Origin of the sequence: Rheinheimera mesophila, assembly GCF_000986865.1 — a bacterium.
In the GTDB taxonomy this organism is placed as follows: Bacteria; Pseudomonadota; Gammaproteobacteria; order Enterobacterales; family Alteromonadaceae; genus Pararheinheimera; species Pararheinheimera mesophila.
Genome location: NZ_LAVS01000027.1, coordinates 1 through 19,478, shown reverse-complemented (window position 1 = coordinate 19,478; position 19,478 = coordinate 1). Strand labels below are relative to the sequence as shown.

The following is a 19,478-nucleotide window of genomic DNA, read 5'->3' as shown; positions in this document are numbered from 1 at the left end:
GCTGCCTTAGGTCTTGTTATTCAAAAGGTGACAATAAAGTCCGAAGTGCAGGACGTAATGCCAGCAATATCGTGTCTTTTTGCAGTTCAGGGTACAAAGTCCGGCGTATCGCCAAGCCCCCTATCATGGCAAAAATCACATTGATACGGGCATCTAATTCTTTATCCGTTGCCTCTTTCACCAGACTACGCTCCCCTGTTAACAGACGACGCATTCTGGCTCGGGCATGGGTATCGGACTGCTGCATCAAAAACGCCATTTTTTGATTACGGGCCGCTTCGGCTAACATTTCCAGCTCCAATGCGTTTTTATCTTTATCTATGTGGCGTTCGACGCCCTGATCTGCACCATCCAGCATAATAGTTAACAAATCACCGGGATCGTCTTCAAACTGCTGAAAGATAGAAAACATCTCTTCCATGTCGCGCTGGATAATAGCTTCGATAATGGCTTCTTTACTGTCGAAATAATTATAAATGTGACCAGCGCTCATCCCTGCGGTTTTTGAGATCTCTGCCATACCAGCACCATGGTAACCTTTACGGCGGAAACACTCGGCAGCCGCTGTTAGCACCTGATTTCTCCGCGCTTCTGCCAGCGCAGGATCTGTATGTCTTTTTGTCGCTTTTTCTGTCATAGGGAACTCCGGCACCGGGCCAGAACGCCCGGTGATCACGCATTTATTCGGCTGACCCATCAGTTTGTTGCCAGCCACCGCCGAGCACTTTATACAAACTAATCTGGCTGGCAAGTAAAGCTTGCTGCCCACTAATCAGTTGTTGCTGTGCGCTGTACCAGGAACGCTGTGCGTCCAGTACCTGCAGATAACTGTCAGCGCCCTGTTTAAAGCGCGCTTCAGAGAGCTGAAAGCTTTGCTGACTGCTGTTGGCTAAATCCTGCTGCGCCTGGAGCTGCGCGGCATAACCGGCACGGTCGGCTAAACTATCTGAAACCTCGCGAAAGGCTTGCTGGATTTTTTGCTGATAGGTTGCTAATGCTACTTGCTGCTGTGCTTCGGCCACTTCTAAATTGGCCTGAGTACGGCCCATGTTAAAGATCGGCAGGTTGATGGACGGAATAAAACTCCAACTGCCTGAACCGCCTTTAAACAGATTATCCAGCTCGCTCGAGGCAGAACCCGCATTAGCCGTTAAGCTGATGCTGGGAAAAAACGCGGCTTTGGCGATGCCAATATTGGCGTTGGCGGCCAATAAGTCATGTTCAGCCGCTTTCAGGTCGGGCCGTTGCTGCAATAAATCGGACGGCAAACCTGCTGGTAATTCAGGCAACTGCAGTAGTTTGCTCAGGGGTTGATCTGGTAACAAGTCCGCAGTGACCTGAGTGCCTGTGAGCAGGTCCAGGGCATTTTTATCCCGTGCCACTAAACGCTGATAACGGGCTATATCTACTTTGGCGGTGGCGACAGTCGTCTTCACTTGCTGCAGTGTTAAAGCTGAAGCTGCGCCTAAGTTGTAGCTTTGTTCGGTCAGTTCCAGCGTTTTTTGCTGGCTGCGTAAAGTATGAGTCGCCAGTTCCAGTAACTGTTGATCGGCCGCATAAGTCAGCCAGGCATTAGCAAGTTCCGCCACCAGACTGATCTGGCTGCTTAATTGCGCCTGCTCTGTGGCATACAACTGCTGCAAAGCTTGTTCTGACTGATTCCGCACTTTGCCCCAGAAATCCAGCTCGTACGAGGTGATGCCCACTGTCGCACTGTATTGCTGGCTGATTTGCGCAGTACCAGTAGCTGTTAAATCGCCCGGTAAACGCTGGCGTGTGCCGGACGCATTGAAGTCCAGCGACGGATACAAAGCCGAGTCTTCAATCTGATACAAAGCCCGGACCCGCTGAACGTTTAACGCAGCGATTTGTAAGTCTTTGTTGTTGGCAAGACTGAGTTTGATCAGCTGCTGTAACTTCGGGTTGTTGAAAAACTGCTGCCAATGCAGCTCTGGAGCTCGAGTGCCCGAGCCTTGTGCCGCTGATGCATACGCATCAGGCACAGGGAGTTCAATGGCCTGTTGTTCGGGTGCTAGCTGGCAAGCGCTTAATACCAGCATGGACAAAGCGCTTAAACTTAAGGTGTTTAATTTCATTGGGTTTTCTCCTGTGCAGCCTGTTTGCCAGGGAAGACACGGCGAACCAGCACAAAAAACATCGGCACAAAAATGACCACTAAAATAGACGAGGCTAAGGTGCCACCTATGACTGAGATACCCAGCGCATTTTGCGCACCTGAACCGGCACTGGAGGCAATAGCCAGAGGCAAGACACCACAAATAAAAGCCATGGACGTCATAATGATAGGGCGCAGACGTAAACGCACAGCTTCAATGGCGGCTTCGACCAGGCCTAAACCTTGTTCCATACGGTGGATGGCAAACTCGACAATCAGAATGGCATTTTTCGAAGCCAGACCTATGGTGGTTAATAAGCCCACCTGCAGATAAATATCGTTTGATAAGCTGGCAATCAATGCTGCCAGAGCTGCACCAAACACCCCCAATGGTACTATCATCATCACGGCCGCAGGCACGGACCAGCTTTCGTACAAGGCCGCCAGACAGAGGAACACCACCAGCAGGGATAAGGCGTACAATAAAGGCGCCTGACCACCACTTAAACGCTCCTCGTAAGAGATGCCTGTCCACTCGTAGGCAAAACCCGGCGGCAACAGTTTAGCCAGCTTTTCTATCTCCTCCATGGCTTGCCCTGTACTGTAACCGGGTGCCGCAGCGCCCTGAATTTCCATCGACGAGAAGCCGTTATAACGCTCCAGACGGGGAGAACCGTAGGTCCAGTGTGAGCTGGCAAAGGCGGAAAAAGGCACCATCTCACCCTGAGCATTACGCACGTACCATTTAGTTAAGTCTTCCGGCACCATGCGGCTGTCCGGCGTACCTTGTAAGAACACCTTTTTCACCCGGCCCCGGTCAATAAAATCATTGACATAGCTGCTACCCCAGGCCGTTGACAAGGTATTGTTAATATCGGCCTGGCTGACACCTAAGGCTTCAGCTTTGGCTAAATCGATATCCAGCTTCAGCTCTGGCATATCTTCCTGGCCATTAGGACGCACACCAGATAAGACCGGGCTCTGAGCGGCCATGCCCAGTAACTGATTACGGGCTGCCAATAACTGGTCGTGCCCTAAACCCGCTCTGTCCTGTAAATGCAGGTTAAAGCCATTGGCTGTGCCCAGCTCTACCACGGCTGGCGGCGGAAAGGCAAACACGAAAGCTTCTTTGATGGTGGCGAAATAACCCATGGCTTTGCCTGCCACTGCACCGACAGACAAGTCAGGACGCTGACGCTCATCCCAGTGTTTTAAGTTAACAAAACCTAAGGCTGCATTTTGGCCAGAACCGGCGAAACTAAAGCCTGTGACGGTAAAAATTGATTTCACCGCTTCGCCTTGTTCCTGCAGGAAATGGTTTTCCATTTTCTCAACCACCTTCAGGGTTTGTTCTGTGGTTGAACCAGCGGGTAAGACCACCTGATTAAACAAAATGCCCTGATCTTCGTCCGGTAAAAACGCCGAAGGTAACTGGCTGAAAATAACTACCATGCCACCGACAATCAAGGCATAACCCAGCAGGTAGCGTTTACTTTGTTTGATCATCCGACTGACAAAGTTTTGTGTGCCTTTGTTGGTGTGATCAAAACCACGGTTAAACCCAGAGAAAAATTTGCCTAACACAGAACTGTCGTCGTGCACATGGCTGGGTTTTAATAAGGTGGCACACAAAGCTGGGGTCAGAATTAAAGCCACTAGCACTGACAGCGCCATAGCCGATACCAGCGTGATGGAGAACTGCCGATAAATCACACCGGTCGAGCCACCAAAAAACGCCATGGGTACAAAGACGGCCGACAACACCATAGCGATACCGACTAAGGCGCCTTTAATTTCATCCATCGACTTACGGGTGGCTTCCAGTGGCGACAACCCTTCTTCGGTCATCACCCGCTCGACGTTTTCCACCACAACAATGGCGTCATCCACCAGCAGACCTATCGCCAGCACCATAGCAAACATGGTCAGGGTATTAATGGAGTAACCAAAGGCCGATAAAATGGCGAAGGTGCCCAGCAATACCACAGGCACAGCTATGGTTGGAATTAAAGTGGCGCGGAAGTTTTGCAGGAACAGGTACATTACGACAAACACCAGCACCACAGCTTCAATTAAGGTGTGGACTACTTTTTCAATCGACAAGGAAACAAAAGGTGTGGTGTCGTAAGGCACCACGGATTTTAAGCCTGCCGGGAAAAAGGGTTCTAAATCAGCCAGCGCTTTTTTCACGCCCGCTGCTGTCTCTAACGCATTGGCACCGCTGGCCAGTTTTACCCCTATACCTGAGGCTGGTTTGCCATTAAAACGCGCGACAACCCCATAGTTTTCTCCACCCAGTTCGACTGTAGCCACATCACCTAAACGTACCACTGAACCGTCACTGTTGGTTTTGACTAGAATGGCGCGGAACTGTTCTGGGGTTTGTAAGCGGCTCTGGGCTGTGACTGTCGCATTCAGTTGCTGGCCCTGAACCGCAGGCATACCACCCAACTGGCCGGCAGACACCTGAGCATTCTGGGCACTAATCGCAGCACTGATATCGGCAGTGGTCAGTTTATAATTTTGTAATTTGGCCGGGTCTAACCAAATACGCATGGCGTATTGAGAGCCAAATAGCTGCACTTCACCGACCCCGTCGACACGGGAAATAATGTCCTGCACGTTGGAGGCTACATAGTCGCCTATGTCGATGTTGCTCATGCTGCCATCTTCTGAAACAAAACCCGCCACTAACAGGAAGTTACGTGCTGATTTTGCTACAGATACACCCTGGCGCTGTACTTCCTGCGGTAACAGTGGGGTAGCCAAAGCCAGTTTATTTTGCACCTGCACCTGAGCGATGTCCGGGTTGGTATCAGCACTGAAGGTTAAGGTTAAAGTGACAGAACCATTGGATTCAGAGGTGGACGACATATACATCAGACCGTCCAGGCCTTTCATCTTTTGTTCGATCACCTGGGTCACCGTATCTTCCAGCGTACGGGCCGAGGCTCCCGGATAACTGGCGCTGATACTGATAGCAGGGGGGGCTATCGATGGATACTGGGCTATGGGTAAGGTTTTGATAGCCAAAATACCTGCGAGCATTACCACTATGGCCAACACCCAGGCAAAAATCGGCCTATCGATAAAAAATCGTGACATCAGAATTCTCCGTTGGCTTTACTGGGATTTGGCCTGAGCCGCTGATTCAGCCGGAACCGCCTGCACTGGCGCGCCAGGGCGTATTTTCTGTAAGCCTTCGACTATCAGTTGATCACCGGCAGTTAAGCCGCTGCTGATCAGCCAGTCTGAACCTATAGTGCGGTCGGCTTGTAAAATACGGGCTTCTACTTTGCCTTCTTTGCCAACTACCATAGCGGTCGCTTCACCTTTACTGTTACGGCTAATGCCACGCTGCGGTGCCAGAATAGCGTTGGCTTTGACGCCTTCCACGACGTCAGCACGTACATACATACCCGGCAGCAGTAACTTTTCCGGGTTAGGAAATTGTGCCCTTAAGGTGACAGAGCCTGTACCGGGATCTACCGTCACTTCCGAAAATTGCAACGTGCCTTTGTGTGGATACGCAGTGCCGTCCTCCATGGTCAGTTCAACTTGCGTCTGAATGGCGGCATCTGCACCCAAAGCACCGGAGGCCAGTGCTTTTTTCAATTGCAGCAATTCGTTGCTCGACTGCGTCAGATCGACATAAATGGGGTCCAGTTGGGTCACGGTGGCTAACGCTGTGGCTTGATTGGCGCTGACTAAAGCACCAGCCGTCACCGCAGATTTACTGATCTGGCCGCTGATTGGTGATAAAACTTTGCTGTAATTTAAATTAATCTGGGCGGTTTTTAACTGAGCCTGAGCTGTCAGAACATCAGCCTGCGCCTGTTTATAAGCTGCATCTGCTTCATCAAATTCCTGCTGACTGACGGCTTTAATTTTGAGCAGTTCAGTGTAACGAACTGCTTTGGCTTTGCTGCTGGCAATGCTGGCCTGAGCGCGGGCAACTGCAGCTTTTGCAGTTGCAAGCTGAGCTTCAAAAGGGGCCGGGTCGATTTGGTACAAAGCCTGACCGGCTTTGACTTCAGCACCTTCAGTAAATAAACGTTGCAAAATGATGCCGTCGACCTGAGGACGGATTTCAGCAATTTGTGAGGCGGCGACACGGCCCGGTAACTCTTTCGTTAAAGTTATGGCCTGGCTTTTCAGAGTCACTACACCCACAGGCACAGCCTGAGCCGCAGGGGCTGCGACTTGTTGAGCCTGGCCACAACCGGCCAAAGCAACAGAGCCCGCCAGGGCTGAAAGGGCAAAAAATACAATGCGGGAACGCTGCATGTTTAAAATCTCCATTTAGAGTGAACGTTCATTCTAATTTGTTTGACTGGTTTTTTCCAGCTTAATTTGTCGTCGTTTTAGCGGTGTTGGTCGTGAACTGAATAAAAAAGCTATGGTGACTGACTTTGTTTCAGATCAACACAGAGTAAAAACTGCTGTTTTACACTGCAGCCACCTTTGACGGGATCACAGAGAAAAGTTCAATGCAGGTGTTATGGTCAACTGAGTTAATTCAGAAGTATTCGGTAAATGGTCCCCGTTATACCTCCTACCCAACGGCTTTGTCTTTATCAGCTGATTTTCCTGCTTCTGCTGTGCAGGCGGCTTTGGCGGGTTCTGCCAATGAGCTCTGTTTATACCTGCATATCCCGTTTTGCCAGCAGCTATGTTACTACTGCGGCTGCAACAAAATAGTGACCCGCCACAGTGAAAAAGCCGACTTGTATTTGCACAGTCTGGCGACAGAGATGGCGCTGTATCAGCGGCTGCTGCACGACAAAACTATTGCACAGCTCCATTTAGGCGGCGGCACTCCGACTTTTTTGACGGAGGAACAGTTATCCAGCCTTATGCAGTTGCTCAGGCAACATTTTGTCTTTAAGGCTGACGCTGAGCTTTCGATCGAAATAGATCCACGCAGTTGCAGTCTGGAAAAATTGGCTCATTTACGCCAGTTGGGTTTTAGCCGGGTCAGTTTTGGGGTGCAGGACTTTGACGAGCAGGTACAAATCACCATCAACAGAGTGCAAAGCGAAGATCTGGTGCGCGCTTTGGTGGTTGAAGCCAGGCGTTTAGGTTTTGATTCTGTGAATCTGGATTTAGTGTACGGCTTGCCTTACCAACAACCAGCGAGTTTTTTACAGACACTGCACAGCGTTTTGCAGTTGGACCCGGACAGGGTGTCGTTATTCAGCTATGCCCATCTACCGACCCGTTTTGCTGCCCAGCGTAAAATCCCAACCCAAAGCCTGCCGCAGGCTGAAGATAAACTGGCTTTGTTGCAGCTTGCGATCACGCATTTCAGTGACGCTGGTTATCAATGTATTGGCATGGATCATTTTGCCAAAGCCACAGATTCTCTGGCCATAGCGCAGCAACAAGGCAAACTGCAGCGTAATTTTCAGGGATATACCACAGCAGGGCAGGATGCATTGATTGGCTTGGGAGTGTCGTCTATCAGTCAGGTGAATGGCGTGATCTGGCAAAATCCAAAAGAGCTGCGGGACTATCAGCAACTACTTGCTGGCGGGCAGTTGCCGCTGGAACGGGGCTTGAGTTTAAGTCAGGATGATAAAATCCGCGCGGCATTAATCAGCCAACTGATGTGTCATTTTGAACTGGATATAGCGGCTTTTTGTCTGCGTTATGCGCTACAGGACTTTTGGAGTTATTTTGCTGATGCTTTACCTAAACTCGATCCGCTGATCGCCGATGGTTTAGTAGTCTGTTCCGACAGCCAGATTCAGGTGACGCCTTTAGGTCGGTTATTGGTGCGTTTAGTTTGTGCCAGTTTTGATCGTTACCTGCAAAACAACAGTCACCAAGGTTATTCCAAAGTGATTTGAACCAAGGCAAAACCCGGAGAAAAGCAGGCGCTATGATGCGCCGCGTTTTGTTCTGATCTGTGGATAGCCCGATGAGTGCTCCTGAACTTTGAGCCCCGGCAGGCAGTTTAAAAGCCATGCGGCTGGTCTCTTCAGGGCGCTTGCACCAATGCTTGTCGTTGACCTTATAAAGCCCATAACGCTGTGGCCTAACTGGTGAAGCAATAAACGGAGGCTGTCTGTATGCATTGTGATATCTGCGTTCCGGAATGTCCCCATACTGCTATTTATCGCGGCGAAAGCCATTATCAGGTGACAGCAGAGTTGTGCACTGCATGTGTTGGCTTTTATGACAAACCGGCCTGTATCGAAGTTTGCCCACTGGATTGTATTCAAATTAGTGCTGCGGTGGCTGGTACAATTTAATTTCGCTGCCAGGTCCTTTTTTTCATTTTTATCACTAAACTATTGAAACATAGCCACAAGCGCTTTGAGGCTGGTGGCTCATTTCAGAAAAACGGGATCAAGTGAATGACAGATGTGTTTATGCAGGCCGCGATAGCGCAAGCCAAAAAAAGTCTGGCCGAAGGGGGGATTCCTATCGGTTCAGTGCTGGTGATCGATGGCAAAATTGTTGGCCGTGGCCACAATCAGCGGGTGCAAAAAGGCAGTTGTGTGCTGCATGCCGAAATGGATTGTCTGGAAAATGCAGGTCGTTTAACGGCAAAAGACTATAAAAAAGCCGTGTTGTATTCGACTTTATCACCTTGTGATATGTGCAGTGGCACTGTGTTACTTTACGGTATCCCTACAGTGGTGATTGGTGAAAACCGTACTTTTCAGGGACCTGAAGAGTACGTCAAAAGCCGGGGCGTGCAACTGGTGGTGCAAGACAACGCCGAATGTGTGCAACTGATGCAGGATTTTATCGCTGCTAAACCCGAATTATGGAATGAGGATATAGGGGAATAATGTGAAGTTATGGCCTGTGGTATGGCATGGACTGTTGAGCATCAACCCGGTCTTTGTGTATGCCTCCTCGTCGTTGTCCACTGACTCTGTTTGGCTGGTGCTGGCAGTTGTTGCTCTCTGTCTTCTTCCTGCTGTGGTGGCCTTTTTAATTTTTGTATTTCGGGTCAATCGCAGACTCAAAGCTATAGTGATGGAAGGGCAACGTGCAGCCCTGATGCAGCAGAACAGAAGCCGGGTACTCTCCATGATTGTGGAGCAAGCACCGCTACAAAAGGTGCTGGATACCCTGGTCGAAGGCGCAGAGCAAATGGACCCGTCGGCCAGTTGCACTGTGTTATTGCTCGATGAGCAGGGACTTTTACATGTCGCTTCTGCTCCTCATTTACCAGAACACTACAATGCGGCTATTGATGGCATAGCCGCAGGTTATGGGGTGGGGTCTTGTGGCACCGCTGCTTATCTGGGGCAGCGTGTGATCGTAGAGGATGTGCGTGTGCATCCGTACTGGCAACCTTATCAGGCATTGGTTGATATCGCAGGTATTCGTTCTTGCTGGTCTGAGCCTATTAAAAATCGTCAGGGTAAAGTGCTGGGCACTTTTGCGATTTATCATAAAGAGGTGACCACCCCCTCGGAGCGAGATATTCAACTGATTAGCGAAAGTGCTGCTTTGGCGGAAATTGTGATAGAGCGCAGTCACGCTATTGAGGCATTAAAACGCAGTGAGGAACGGCACCGTTTACTGGCCGATCACGCGACAGACGTGATCTGGACTATGGATCCGAATGGGCATTTTACGTACATCAGTCCTTCCGCGGAAAAACTGACGGGGTTTAGCGTCACAGAGCTGATGCAACAGCAAATGCAGCAGTTAGTGACACCTGACTCCTATGCGCAGGTAAAATTGCAAATGAAAAAAGCAGCCAAAGCCTTGCAAGACGGAGAGTCGTATCCGGAGTATGTGGGTGAGGTCGAGCAAGTGTGCAAAGATGGTCGCAGGGTCTGGAGTGAAGTCAAAGTCTCTGGTATGTATGATGCGACAGGAGCTTTTGTTGGCATTTTGGGGGTGAGCCGGGATTTAACAGAGCGGCGTAAAATAGAGGAACGGATGCGTTATATGGCGCAGCACGACACTTTAACTGGCTTACCGAACCGTACTTTATTTGCAGACCGCTTACAAAAAGCCTTGCAATACGCGGTAAGGCATCAAAAAGCCTTAGCCTTAATGTTATTGGATTTAAATAAATTTAAACCTGTGAACGATACTCATGGTCATGCGGTTGGGGATTTGTTACTGCAGCAGGTAGCTGAACGACTGCTGCAGGCGGTGCGTGCATCAGATACCGTGGCCCGCATTGGAGGCGACGAATTTATCATTCTGTTGCCACAGGTCGATGAAAGGCAGCATGCTGATTTGGTGGCTGAGAAAATTCAGCATGCTATAGCTTTACCTTTTGATATTCATGGTCTTGAGATCCGGATCAGTTGCAGTATAGGGCTGGCTTGTTATCCAGAGGATGGCGATACCGATCTTTTACTAAGTAAAGTGGCGGATCAGCGGATGTATCAGCAAAAAACCTCAGCAGGGGCTGTTCAACTGCATAGTTCAGACCGTTAGTTTAAGCAGTGGCTGCAAGCTGACCTCCAGTTTCTCCGCTGTCAGGCCGTCAGTAATAAACACCAGTTTGCTTTGCCTGTCGTCGTCAGGCCACTGCGTCAGTACTGCGGTTGGATGCAACAATTGCTGTACTCCGTGGATCACCATAGGGCCCGGAAATCCTTCAACATTTAAAATAGCTTTTAATCGTAGTAACTGATGGCCCATTTGTGGCAATAAGATATCTAACCATTGCTCCACGGCTTGCAGGCGGACCGGATGCTCAAGTTGATAACAGAAGGCCTGAATGCTGCTCTTATGCAAACCAGGCTCTGGCTCAGCGCAGCGAAGTAAAGCCGGAGTCTGTTCCTGTGCCAGCGGTTCGAATTGCACAGCCCTAAAACTCAGCCAGGTTGGCAATGCTGTGGTTGATTGGACAGGTTCTACATGGTCTAACTCCAGCAGCGCGCTTAAAGCTGTCACTCCCCGTAGTGCCTGTTGTATTGGTGCTGTTGGGTTTAACCGGTAGATTTGTTGCTGAACGTGCTGCGCCACCTCTGCGTTGACTAAATCCAGCTTCGTCAGCAGAATTAAATCGGCCACTGCGACCTGACGTTTCGCCTCCCGGTATCTGTCTAACGTATGCAAGGCATTGGCAGCATCCACTGTCGTAATGGTGCCTTGTAACCTGTAGTGCTGAAACAGTTTCTCATTAGATATCAAAGTGTTTAAAATTGGGCTTGGGTCGGCCAGCCCCGTGGTTTCAATAATCACCTTATCAAAACTTTTGACGCCATTACGGCTAAAGCGCCAGCCTATATCGCTTAAGGTTTTTGCCAGGTCGCCTCGTATGGTGCAGCAGATGCAACCATTGGATAGTTCCACAATCTGTTCTTCTGTACTGCGGCTTACCAGCAAATGATCCAAACTGGTTTCGCCAAATTCATTGATAATCACCAGCGCTTTACTGAAGGCCGGATCCTGAACCCATTGATTGAGTAAGGTGGTTTTGCCGCTGCCTAAAAAACCTGTCAGCAGATATAACGGCGTGCGCTGGGGTTGTCTCATTTGTTGTCATCCTTTTGGCAAGCCTGGCAAATACCATGGAATTCAACCGGCTGCTGATTTAATTTAAAACCCGAGGCGGCTATTTTGCGCCTTTGTTGTTGTAGTGGATTTGAGCTTTGTGAAAAGGTCACAGCCTGACAGCGTTCGCAGATCAGGCATTGGCCAGGTTCAGTTGCTCCTTCAGGTAATACCATAAATTTGTTAACAGACACCAGCTTCACAACCAGGTGCTGCTCCAGTAAAAAATCCAGGCAGCGGTACACCAGCATAGGGTGAATAATGCGACCTATTTGTGGCCGGAGTAAATCAATAATTTCATAGGCTGACAAAGGCCGTTGCTGTTGTTGCAGCAGAAGCAATACGGCTTTGCGATTACCTGTCAGTTTTACTTCGACAGTTTGGCACTCTGTGGTGATGACCTGCATCAGTTAGTTCAATGTGAGTTGAGATACTTTGGGGCTCAGTGTGGCTGCTGATTGGCCTTGCTCCGTAATCCAGCTACTGTTTATCTTTTGTAGTCCAGGAAACAAACCAAACAACAGCACCTTCACTCTCAGCGGGGCTGCAGTCGTTGTGCAACTGTACTGGTAGCTGACTTCGATGTCTGTATGGCCTGAATGCTCATGCTCATGATGATGTTCAGCTTCCCGGGGTTGTTGCGGTTCAGCCAGGCTGGATTTATGTTGCTTCAGGCTGCATGATGTGCCTTCAATCTGAAACAGCTGATCGGCCTTCGCTAACAAAGTGATAGTTTTTTGCACTGTGTCAATTTCGGTCTGGTTTTGGGGATGATGTTCAAAACCCAGCAGATCTGCGCCTGTGGCATAAAAGCTGATGTGCAACTCTGTTGCCTGTGTAAACAGCTCGAGTCTGGCCACACCATGTTCGTGAGCTCTGGTGTCAGGTTGCTGTGCCAGACTATCTATACTTTGGCTCAGCAGTAGTGTGCCACTCGCCAATAAAAAAGCTAAACGCATAAAAAAATCCTCCCGAGACTGGTTATTCGCCCACTGGGTCGAGGCTTGGTCATAAACGAGGTGTGATATAAAGACTGAGGCCAGATAGCGGTCCCTTTATCCTTGTGCCAGGCCGAGCCTTTGAGCAACGTCATAGAGTTTGATCCATATCGGCTTTTGTATACCTCTGTCAGTGCGTCAGCAGAGCGACTTTGCAGTTGCTGCATCGGAGGGAACAATGGAAAGGTGGCCGACATCAGGCCAACTCCGCCTGAAATGGACTGGGTAGCGCTTTCCAGTCATCGACAGATAAGGCTAATTCTTGTGGAGTAAGCAGGCAGTGCTCTAATTGTTTTCGCATCTGCTGTTGATCAAGCTGTTGACCAATAAACACCAGTTCTTGCCGGCAATCTCCGAAGGGCGCAACAAAACTGCTTTGGATGCTGTGTACAGTTTCGGCATCATCTGGCCACTGATCTTGTGGCACGGCATGCCAGAACAAGCCGGCCAGACCGTAACGGGCTATGCCACCGGCCTGATGCCATTGCCAGGCATAATCAGGCTCGCTGGCCAGCCAGAAATACCCCTTTGAACGCAGCAGCTTGCCTTGTGGCCAGTCCTGGTGCAAAAAGTTATAGAAACGCTCAGGATGAAAAGGCAAACGCGCCTGAAAAGCAAAACTGCTGATGCCGTATTCTTCCGATTCAGATGGATGCTCGCCACGTAATTCTTTTAACCAGCCGGGCGCTTGCTGGGCTTTTTCAAAGTTAAATAAGCCTGTGCCCAGAACTTTATCAATATCTATTTTTCCCTGACTTGCCTGATGGATCAGTGCAGTGCTGTTGAGTTTGCGCAGTATGGCTTTGAGCTCTTGTACGTCCTGTTCACTGGCCAAATCAGCTTTGCTGATGATCAATACATCACAAAACTCGACTTGTTCGATCAAAAGATCGGCCACACTGCGCTCGTCCTCTTCACCCAGGCTTTCGCCTTTGTTCTGCAATGCATCTGCTTCGCGATAATCTTTTAAGAAGTTCACCGCATCTACAACGGTAACCATAGTATCGAGACGGGCTATATCAGATAAACGCTGACCATCTTCATGCTCAAAAGTAAAAGTTTCTGCTATGGGCAGAGGTTCGGAAATGCCTGTAGATTCAATCACTAAATAATCAAAACTGCCCTCACGGGCTAAACGTCCCACTTCCAGCAATAAGTCTTCGCGCAAGGTGCAGCAAATGCAGCCATTGCTCATTTCTACCAGCTTTTCCTCGGCACGGTTCAGGCTGATTTCGTTTTTTACCGTGGCGGCGTCAATATTCAGCTCGCTCATGTCGTTGACGATCACCGCCACTTTGCGGCCTGCTCTGTTATTGAGAATTTGATTCAGTAAAGTGGTTTTGCCCGCGCCTAAAAAACCTGAGAGCACAGTGACGGGTAATCTTTTATCTTCAGAGTTCAGCATAAATCAGCTCGCTAATGAGTGAGGAGTAGAGGTATTCAGCAGACGTCTGTTCAGAAGATGCGCTGCAATCAGAATAAAACCAGCCAACACTGCGATGACAGGTTCGGCTGATTCAGGCACAAACAGGGACATCAGCAACAAGCTAAAACCCAGAGCACCGATACATAATGGTGTGGTATTACGATGTTTAATCCAGGACAAAGGCAGGCTCCAGACTAATATCAGAGCAATAGGGGCCAACAATAAATAATGCACCCACTCTGATCCCAGCCAGCTTCCAATAACCCCAACTCCACCTAATGCCAACAACACAGGCGTAAACAGGCAATGCAGGATGCAAAGCCCTGATAAACACGCTCCTAACAGATCTTTCATAATTTTTGCCTTGTTCAATACCTATGGGGCTTGCCAACATGCCTTGCTTTAATGATATGTTATATTATCACAAAATGTGAAAGCAACCGAAACTGAATTTGTTTTTTGGGGAAGTGCATGAGTAGAAAAACGTTATTGGCCAGTCTGATTGCGGCCAGCCTGAGCGGTCCGCTTTGGGCGCAGTCTGTGCAAGGCGTGGTGGTCGATGAGCAGGGCCAGCCCGTGGCTGATGCCTGGTTGACAGTCGTTGGGCAAAACAAAAAAGTGAAAACCGATGCGTCGGGTCGTTTTGAATTGACTGATCTACAAAGCAAACAAGCTGAATTGCATATTGAAGCCAGCAGTTTTACTCATCGTAACTTCCGTTTGGATTTACCTGAGCAAGGTTTACAAGGGATTCGGTTGGTGCTGAATTCTACAGCACTTGAAGTGATCGATGTAAAAGCCAGTCCATTTCATGCGTCTGCGACTGAATCAGCTTTGCCTGTCAGCGTGCTGGCTGGCGAACGTTTGAAAATGAGCCAGCAGTCGACTTTGGGCGATACGTTAAAAAACGAAGTAGGGGTACACAGTAATTTTTATGGCTCTGTGGCCAGCAGTCCTATTATTCGGGGTTTGGACGGCCCGAGAGTTTTGATCACCCAAAATGGTTTAGATGCAGGGGACGCATCACGGATTGGACCTGATCACAGCGTATCCGCTGAAGCCAGCACTGCCAGTCAAATTGAAGTGTTACGTGGCCCCGCTACGTTGTTCTACGGTAGTGGCGCCATTGGTGGTGTGGTCAATGTAGTCGACAACAGAGTCCCGACTGAGCAAGTGACCAAAGGTGAATGGATGCTGCAGCGCGAGTCGGTGAATAACGAAAAGTTAGCTTCAGGTTCAGCCCAGACTTTTATCGGCCAAACCGGTGTATATGCTGATGTATTTTGGCGAGATAACGATGATTACAGCATTCCAGGCCAGGCTGAAATTCATCACGACGACGATGAAGAGCACGAAGAAAGCGCCTCAGGCAAAGTAGCCAATACAGCAGCGACAGCCAAAGGTTTTAGCCTGGGCAGCAGCTACCTGCTGCAGAATGGTTTTGTGGGTTTGTCTTTTGGCCAGTTAAAACGTGAATATGGCATTCCTGGTCACAGTCATGGTGGTCATGCACACGAAGGGGAAGAGGCCACAGAGGAGTCTGTGTATGCCGATTTGAAACAAGACAGAGTGCAGCTTTTAAGTGAAATGGAGTTGGGGTTACCTTGGTTACAGCAGTTCAATAGCCGTATTGCTTATACGGACTATCAACATATGGAAATTGAAGAAGGTCTGGTCGGCACTACGTTCAAAAACCAGAGTGAAGAAGCCCGCTTTGAATTACTGCATCCTGTGATTGCCGATTGGCGTGGTGGTATCAGTCTGCACTACAAGCATAGTGATTTTGAAGCTGTCGGTGACGAAGCTTTTACACCGCCTTCAAGCAGCGAAATGCTGGCTATTGCGTTGATGGAAGAGCGGCATTTTGGTCCTGTATTGCTGCAATTAGGTGCCCGTACCGAGCGGGTGACTATTAATGCCAGTGATGTATTGTTACCTCAGCTCTCAGCCCATTCACACGATGAAGGTGCGGCTGAGCACGACCATGACCATGACGCAGACTTTATCCGGGTGTTTGATGTAGCGCATAAATTTAAGCCCTACAGCCTGTCGGCCGGTGCTGTCTGGGATTTTACTGAAGGTTACAACTTAGGTTTGTCCTTATCCCGCTCGGAGCGCGCACCTTCCGCTTCTGAGTTACTATCCTTTGGTCCTCATATTGGAACAGGCTCTTATGAAGTGGGCGCTTTGTTTAGTCTCAATACGGATCCGGCAGCAGAACAAGCCATAGTGCTGAATCGCCAGCCGATTGAAATGGAAGTGGCCAATAACCTGGACCTGACGTTGCGCAAAATCAGCGGTGATATTGGTCTGGTAGTGAATGCCTTCTACAACAAAGTGGATAACTACTACTACCAGCAAAACACCGGCTTATTCGCTGAAGACGGTCATAACCATAATCATGGTAACGAAGAGGGACATGATCACAGTGGCGAGCTGCCGGTGTACCTTTTTGTTGCAGAAGATGTGATTTTGCATGGTTTTGAATCCCAACTGGCCTGGCAAATTGCTCAGCCTTATCGCTTCACAGTACAGGCGGATTACATTCGGGCCCGTCTGGACAGTGGCGGTGATTTACCTCGTACCCCACCGCTGCGTTTATCCAGCGAACTGGCATATGAAGGTGAGCAAATCTCGGCCGATCTGCGCCTGACCCGCTATTTCAAACAAGACAAAGTCTCGGAACTGGAAAGCGCAACAGCGGGTTACAGCCTACTGGATGCTTCGGTCAGTTATCACTTGAGTGGTTCCTTGCAAGACATAGTGCTGTACGTCAAAGGTGAAAACCTGACAGACGAGGAAGCCCGTGTTCACACCTCTTTTTTAAAGGATAAAACCCCATTACCGGGCCGTTCTTTGGGCTTGGGTATTCGTGGTCAATTTTAACTCTTGTCGCGGCTGTACTGTTCCTGGAATCTCCGGTGAGCCGCGACCTTTTTATTTCTAATGGAGTTTGTATGTTGCAATCTAAACTAAATCTGCTGGCATTACTGGCCAGTGCTTCTTTACTGGCTGCTTGTGGTGACAGCACCACCAACATAGTGGAAAAGGATCCTATTCCGGTGGAGGATGATCACGGCCATGATCACGAAACTGGCGCTGGTCGTCTGGTGATTTCTGATAAAGACAGCACTATGCTCAGAGTCTATAACCTTGAAGACGGTGACTTAGTGGGGCAATTCAGTTCATTAAGTAATGCCTCAGCTTTATATGCTTCAGCCAGTCAGCGTTTTACCATGGTGGTGCAGCGGGACAGCGATAAAGTCGAATTTATCGATGGTGGTTTATATCAGGAAGATCATGGCGATCACCTGCACCCTTACGAAGAAGATCCTCGTTTAATGGAGCTGCAGCTTAGTGAAAGTCGTCCTACCCATGTCACTACCACAGACGAGCAAATTGCCATTTTTTTTGACGGTAATGTGGCGACGTCTTCTGTGGCCAAAGTGGCGGTGTTGAATGATGAGCAAATCAACGCAGGCAGCACTGATTATCCGGTTTTAACCTACAGCACTCATATGCATGGTGCGGCACAGGCCCGGGGTGACTTACTGGTCTCCACTATCCGTGATGCGACGACCGCCAGTACGTTGCCGGATCAGGTGGGTGTATATCATGCCCACAGCGATCATTTTGATTTGGAGCAGGAATTTGATAGTCGTTGTCCGGGTTTACATGGCAGCGCACAGAATAAAGACTATGTCAGCTTTGGTTGTACTGACGGCGTGATGCTGTTAAAGCAAAACGGCGACACCTTTACGGCAAGCAAAGTCGCCAACACGGCGGATTTCAGCGGAACTCTGCGAATTGGTACGCTGGACGGACATGAAGACGCTGCGCATTTTATCGGCTTTGCCGGTGCTCAACTGTTTTCAGTGGATCCTGTTGCAGGCCGCATGGATAAGGTCGATTGGCAGGCCGCAACAGGTGCCAGCATTATAGGTTATGGTTTTGCTGATCATGGCGAGAAGTTTGTATTGCTGGATTCAACGGGGGCGCTGACTATTCTGAATTACAAAGGCGCTTCTGCCATCGGTGCCGCCTTTGAGCTTGCTGACAAAGTTCAGATCACCAGCGCAGATTTAACAGCTATGCCCACCGGCAGCCAATTGCAGCTGGCTATCTCGGCAGCAGACGACAAAGTTTATGTCGCTGATCCATTGAGTAAAACAGTCAGCACTGTAGATTTGGCTGAAGCTAAAGTCACTGAGAAACAGGAACTGGGTTTCACCCCACATAAACTGGTATGGGTCGGGATAGCAGCAACGCATGACGATCACTGACATTTGACTTATGCACAGATAAAGTTTTTACAGGTTAGCTGCGATGCTTACCTGTAAAACTCTGAGGTGCAGTCTGAATAGACAACATATTTTTTTCTCAGTAAAGGAATAAATTCATCAGCTGAATCGTTACCTCTGTGTCAATGGTGACAACAGAGGTAATCAATATGAACACAATCCGCTTAACTTCATTATCTGCAGCTGTGGTTTTAGCATCTTTGTCTGGTTTTTGTATGGCGCAGGCCGAAACGTCAGACCCGGCGACTGCTACTGCAGGAAATACTACAGCCACTGTAACCTTGCAACAGCAACACAATACGGTGGCCTTATCTTCAGGCGCTCCGTCTTTGGGGATGCGTTCTGCCAGCTCAGCTTCCGCTGAAACCAATCATCAGGTCAGTAGCAATCCAGACAGCACTGAACAAAGTGAAGCGCCACTGACATCAGCGGCTTTGTCACAAAGTACAGGCATAGCTCAGCAAAGCTCTGCGGCCTTAAGCACTGTGTTGCCTCAACCTGCTGTGGCAATACCAGAGCTGCCGTCCGCAGACTCAGTGGTACCCGCTGAACTTCCTGCACTGCCTGAATTGGTCAATGCTTCAGCTCAGGCCGCCGTCAGCCAAACCACCAATGCTTTGGTTCAGCAGCAAATCAGCACTGAACTGACAAAAGCTGTGGATGACACCATCAAAGCTGAAGTGGTGAATTCTGTGCAATCCAGCCTGAACACAGTGTTAACTCTGGGTTTATAAGGCAGTCAGGCCAGCGTTCTGCTGGCCTTTTTCCGGAGCATGATGATGAAAACACTGAATTATTTGATGTGTTTAGCACTGGCAAGCCTGTTTGGAACTGTTCAGGCAGGCACCACTGAGATGTCACAGCAGACCAAAGTGACTGGTTATCTGAGTTATGGTCAGAGCTACAATTCCAACCTGAAAACCGCTGAGCTGGATAATGCGTCCGGGCGCTCGGCTTCAGGCCAGAAACTGGAGGCTCAGTTAGCCGCACGTTGGATGCCTGTGCAGCAGTGGACTTTGGATCTCAGTTATACCCATCAGCAAAACAAATGGCAGGATAATTCTGATTTTAATACCAGCTTAGGTTTGTGGTCTGCAGATGTCAGCTATCAGGCCAGCTGGCTGACCCTTGGCAGCAGTTATCACAAAGCT

The 19,478-nt window shown here is 49.3% G+C and carries 16 protein-coding genes; 7 read left to right on the top strand and 9 right to left on the bottom strand.

Annotated elements, in window-relative coordinates; genetic code table 11:
* Positions 1 to 16: 16 nt before the first annotated feature.
* The 4 genes from SD53_RS10605 to SD53_RS10590 are packed head-to-tail and all read right to left on the bottom strand — an operon-like array spanning position 17 to position 6,403.
* Entirely contained in the window at positions 17 to 715 is a 699-nt protein-coding gene (locus SD53_RS10605; protein ID WP_241481787.1) for a TetR/AcrR family transcriptional regulator, read from the bottom strand.
* Positions 681 to 2,096: an efflux transporter outer membrane subunit gene (locus SD53_RS10600; RefSeq protein WP_046520215.1), complete on the bottom strand. Its 1,416-nt coding sequence runs from the start codon at positions 2,094 to 2,096 to the stop codon at positions 681 to 683. Before SD53_RS10600 ends, SD53_RS10605 begins: the two co-directional genes overlap by 35 nt.
* Positions 2,093 to 5,221 carry an efflux RND transporter permease subunit gene (locus SD53_RS10595; protein ID WP_046520214.1) on the bottom strand — a complete coding sequence of 1,043 codons (3,129 nt, stop codon included), beginning with the start codon at positions 5,219 to 5,221 and terminating at the stop codon, positions 2,093 to 2,095. Before SD53_RS10595 ends, SD53_RS10600 begins: the two co-directional genes overlap by 4 nt.
* An 18-nt stretch (positions 5,222 to 5,239) precedes the next feature.
* Positions 5,240 to 6,403 carry an efflux RND transporter periplasmic adaptor subunit gene (locus SD53_RS10590; protein WP_046520213.1) on the bottom strand — a complete coding sequence of 388 codons (1,164 nt, stop codon included), beginning with the start codon at positions 6,401 to 6,403 and terminating at the stop codon, positions 5,240 to 5,242.
* Between the two features lie 203 nt (positions 6,404 to 6,606).
* Between SD53_RS10590 and hemN the strand changes: the two genes are divergently transcribed.
* From hemN to SD53_RS18055, 3 genes are all read left to right on the top strand, one after another.
* Positions 6,607 to 7,968 carry an oxygen-independent coproporphyrinogen III oxidase gene (gene hemN / locus SD53_RS10585; protein ID WP_046520212.1) on the top strand — a complete coding sequence of 454 codons (1,362 nt, stop codon included), beginning with the start codon at positions 6,607 to 6,609 and terminating at the stop codon, positions 7,966 to 7,968.
* A gap of 510 nt (positions 7,969 to 8,478) precedes the next feature.
* Positions 8,479 to 8,919, top strand: coding sequence for a nucleoside deaminase (locus SD53_RS10580; protein WP_046520211.1), 441 nt, complete (start codon positions 8,479 to 8,481; stop codon positions 8,917 to 8,919).
* Position 8,920: 1 nt separating this feature from the next.
* Positions 8,921 to 10,537 carry a sensor domain-containing diguanylate cyclase gene (locus SD53_RS18055; RefSeq protein WP_052749346.1) on the top strand — a complete coding sequence of 539 codons (1,617 nt, stop codon included), beginning with the start codon at positions 8,921 to 8,923 and terminating at the stop codon, positions 10,535 to 10,537.
* Here the strand turns inward: SD53_RS18055 and SD53_RS10570 are convergent.
* From SD53_RS10570 to SD53_RS10550, 5 genes are all read right to left on the bottom strand, one after another.
* Positions 10,526 to 11,584, bottom strand: a complete 1,059-nt coding sequence (locus SD53_RS10570) for a CobW family GTP-binding protein (protein WP_046520210.1) — start codon at positions 11,582 to 11,584, stop codon at positions 10,526 to 10,528. The two genes, SD53_RS18055 and SD53_RS10570, sit on opposite strands and share 12 nt — an antisense overlap.
* Positions 11,581 to 12,009 (bottom strand): Fur family transcriptional regulator, encoded by a 429-nt coding sequence (locus tag SD53_RS10565; RefSeq protein WP_052749345.1) that lies wholly within the window; start codon positions 12,007 to 12,009, stop codon positions 11,581 to 11,583. The genes SD53_RS10570 and SD53_RS10565 overlap by 4 nt, the downstream gene beginning before the upstream one ends.
* Before the next feature lie 3 nt (positions 12,010 to 12,012).
* Positions 12,013 to 12,561, bottom strand: coding sequence for a ZrgA family zinc uptake protein (locus SD53_RS10560; protein WP_046520209.1), 549 nt, complete (start codon positions 12,559 to 12,561; stop codon positions 12,013 to 12,015).
* 235 nt (positions 12,562 to 12,796) lie between these two features.
* Entirely contained in the window at positions 12,797 to 14,005 is a 1,209-nt protein-coding gene (zigA, locus tag SD53_RS10555) for a zinc metallochaperone GTPase ZigA (protein ID WP_046520208.1), read from the bottom strand.
* A 3-nt stretch (positions 14,006 to 14,008) separates the two neighbouring features.
* Positions 14,009 to 14,380 carry a MerC domain-containing protein gene (locus SD53_RS10550; RefSeq protein WP_046520207.1) on the bottom strand — a complete coding sequence of 124 codons (372 nt, stop codon included), beginning with the start codon at positions 14,378 to 14,380 and terminating at the stop codon, positions 14,009 to 14,011.
* A 117-nt stretch (positions 14,381 to 14,497) separates the two neighbouring features.
* Here SD53_RS10550 and SD53_RS10545 point away from each other — a divergent pair, with 117 nt between their 5' ends.
* The 4 genes from SD53_RS10545 to SD53_RS10530 form a co-directional block, all read left to right on the top strand.
* Complete coding sequence (locus SD53_RS10545; protein ID WP_046520206.1) at positions 14,498 to 16,912, top strand: TonB-dependent receptor; 2,415 nt, start codon at positions 14,498 to 14,500, stop codon at positions 16,910 to 16,912.
* Positions 16,913 to 16,983: 71 nt separating this feature from the next.
* A complete protein-coding gene (locus tag SD53_RS10540; RefSeq protein WP_046520205.1) occupies positions 16,984 to 18,309 on the top strand; it encodes a hypothetical protein in 1,326 nt (441 codons plus the stop codon).
* Between the two features lie 167 nt (positions 18,310 to 18,476).
* Positions 18,477 to 19,061 (top strand): hypothetical protein, encoded by a 585-nt coding sequence (locus SD53_RS10535; protein ID WP_125060860.1) that lies wholly within the window; start codon positions 18,477 to 18,479, stop codon positions 19,059 to 19,061.
* Between the two features lie 45 nt (positions 19,062 to 19,106).
* Positions 19,107 to 19,478 (top strand): hypothetical protein (locus tag SD53_RS10530; RefSeq protein ID WP_046520203.1); only part of this gene is annotated, 372 nt, incomplete at its 3' end.

What these genes read in the sequence shown, in the direction of transcription:
- SD53_RS10600 (WP_046520215.1), bottom strand. Translation starts at nt 2,096, where the DNA reads ATGAAATTAAACACCTTAAGTTTAAGCGCTTTGTCCATGCTGGTATTA.
- SD53_RS10595 (WP_046520214.1), bottom strand. Translation starts at nt 5,221, where the DNA reads ATGTCACGATTTTTTATCGATAGGCCGATTTTTGCCTGGGTGTTGGCC.
- SD53_RS10590 (WP_046520213.1), bottom strand. Translation starts at nt 6,403, where the DNA reads ATGCAGCGTTCCCGCATTGTATTTTTTGCCCTTTCAGCCCTGGCGGGC.
- hemN (WP_046520212.1), top strand. Translation starts at nt 6,607, where the DNA reads ATGCAGGTGTTATGGTCAACTGAGTTAATTCAGAAGTATTCGGTAAAT.
- SD53_RS10580 (WP_046520211.1), top strand. Translation starts at nt 8,479, where the DNA reads ATGACAGATGTGTTTATGCAGGCCGCGATAGCGCAAGCCAAAAAAAGT.
- SD53_RS10570 (WP_046520210.1), bottom strand. Translation starts at nt 11,584, where the DNA reads ATGAGACAACCCCAGCGCACGCCGTTATATCTGCTGACAGGTTTTTTA.
- SD53_RS10565 (WP_052749345.1), bottom strand. Translation starts at nt 12,009, where the DNA reads ATGCAGGTCATCACCACAGAGTGCCAAACTGTCGAAGTAAAACTGACA.
- SD53_RS10560 (WP_046520209.1), bottom strand. Translation starts at nt 12,561, where the DNA reads ATGCGTTTAGCTTTTTTATTGGCGAGTGGCACACTACTGCTGAGCCAA.
- zigA (WP_046520208.1), bottom strand. Translation starts at nt 14,005, where the DNA reads ATGCTGAACTCTGAAGATAAAAGATTACCCGTCACTGTGCTCTCAGGT.
- SD53_RS10550 (WP_046520207.1), bottom strand. Translation starts at nt 14,380, where the DNA reads ATGAAAGATCTGTTAGGAGCGTGTTTATCAGGGCTTTGCATCCTGCAT.
- SD53_RS10545 (WP_046520206.1), top strand. Translation starts at nt 14,498, where the DNA reads ATGAGTAGAAAAACGTTATTGGCCAGTCTGATTGCGGCCAGCCTGAGC.
- SD53_RS10540 (WP_046520205.1), top strand. Translation starts at nt 16,984, where the DNA reads ATGTTGCAATCTAAACTAAATCTGCTGGCATTACTGGCCAGTGCTTCT.
- SD53_RS10535 (WP_125060860.1), top strand. Translation starts at nt 18,477, where the DNA reads ATGAACACAATCCGCTTAACTTCATTATCTGCAGCTGTGGTTTTAGCA.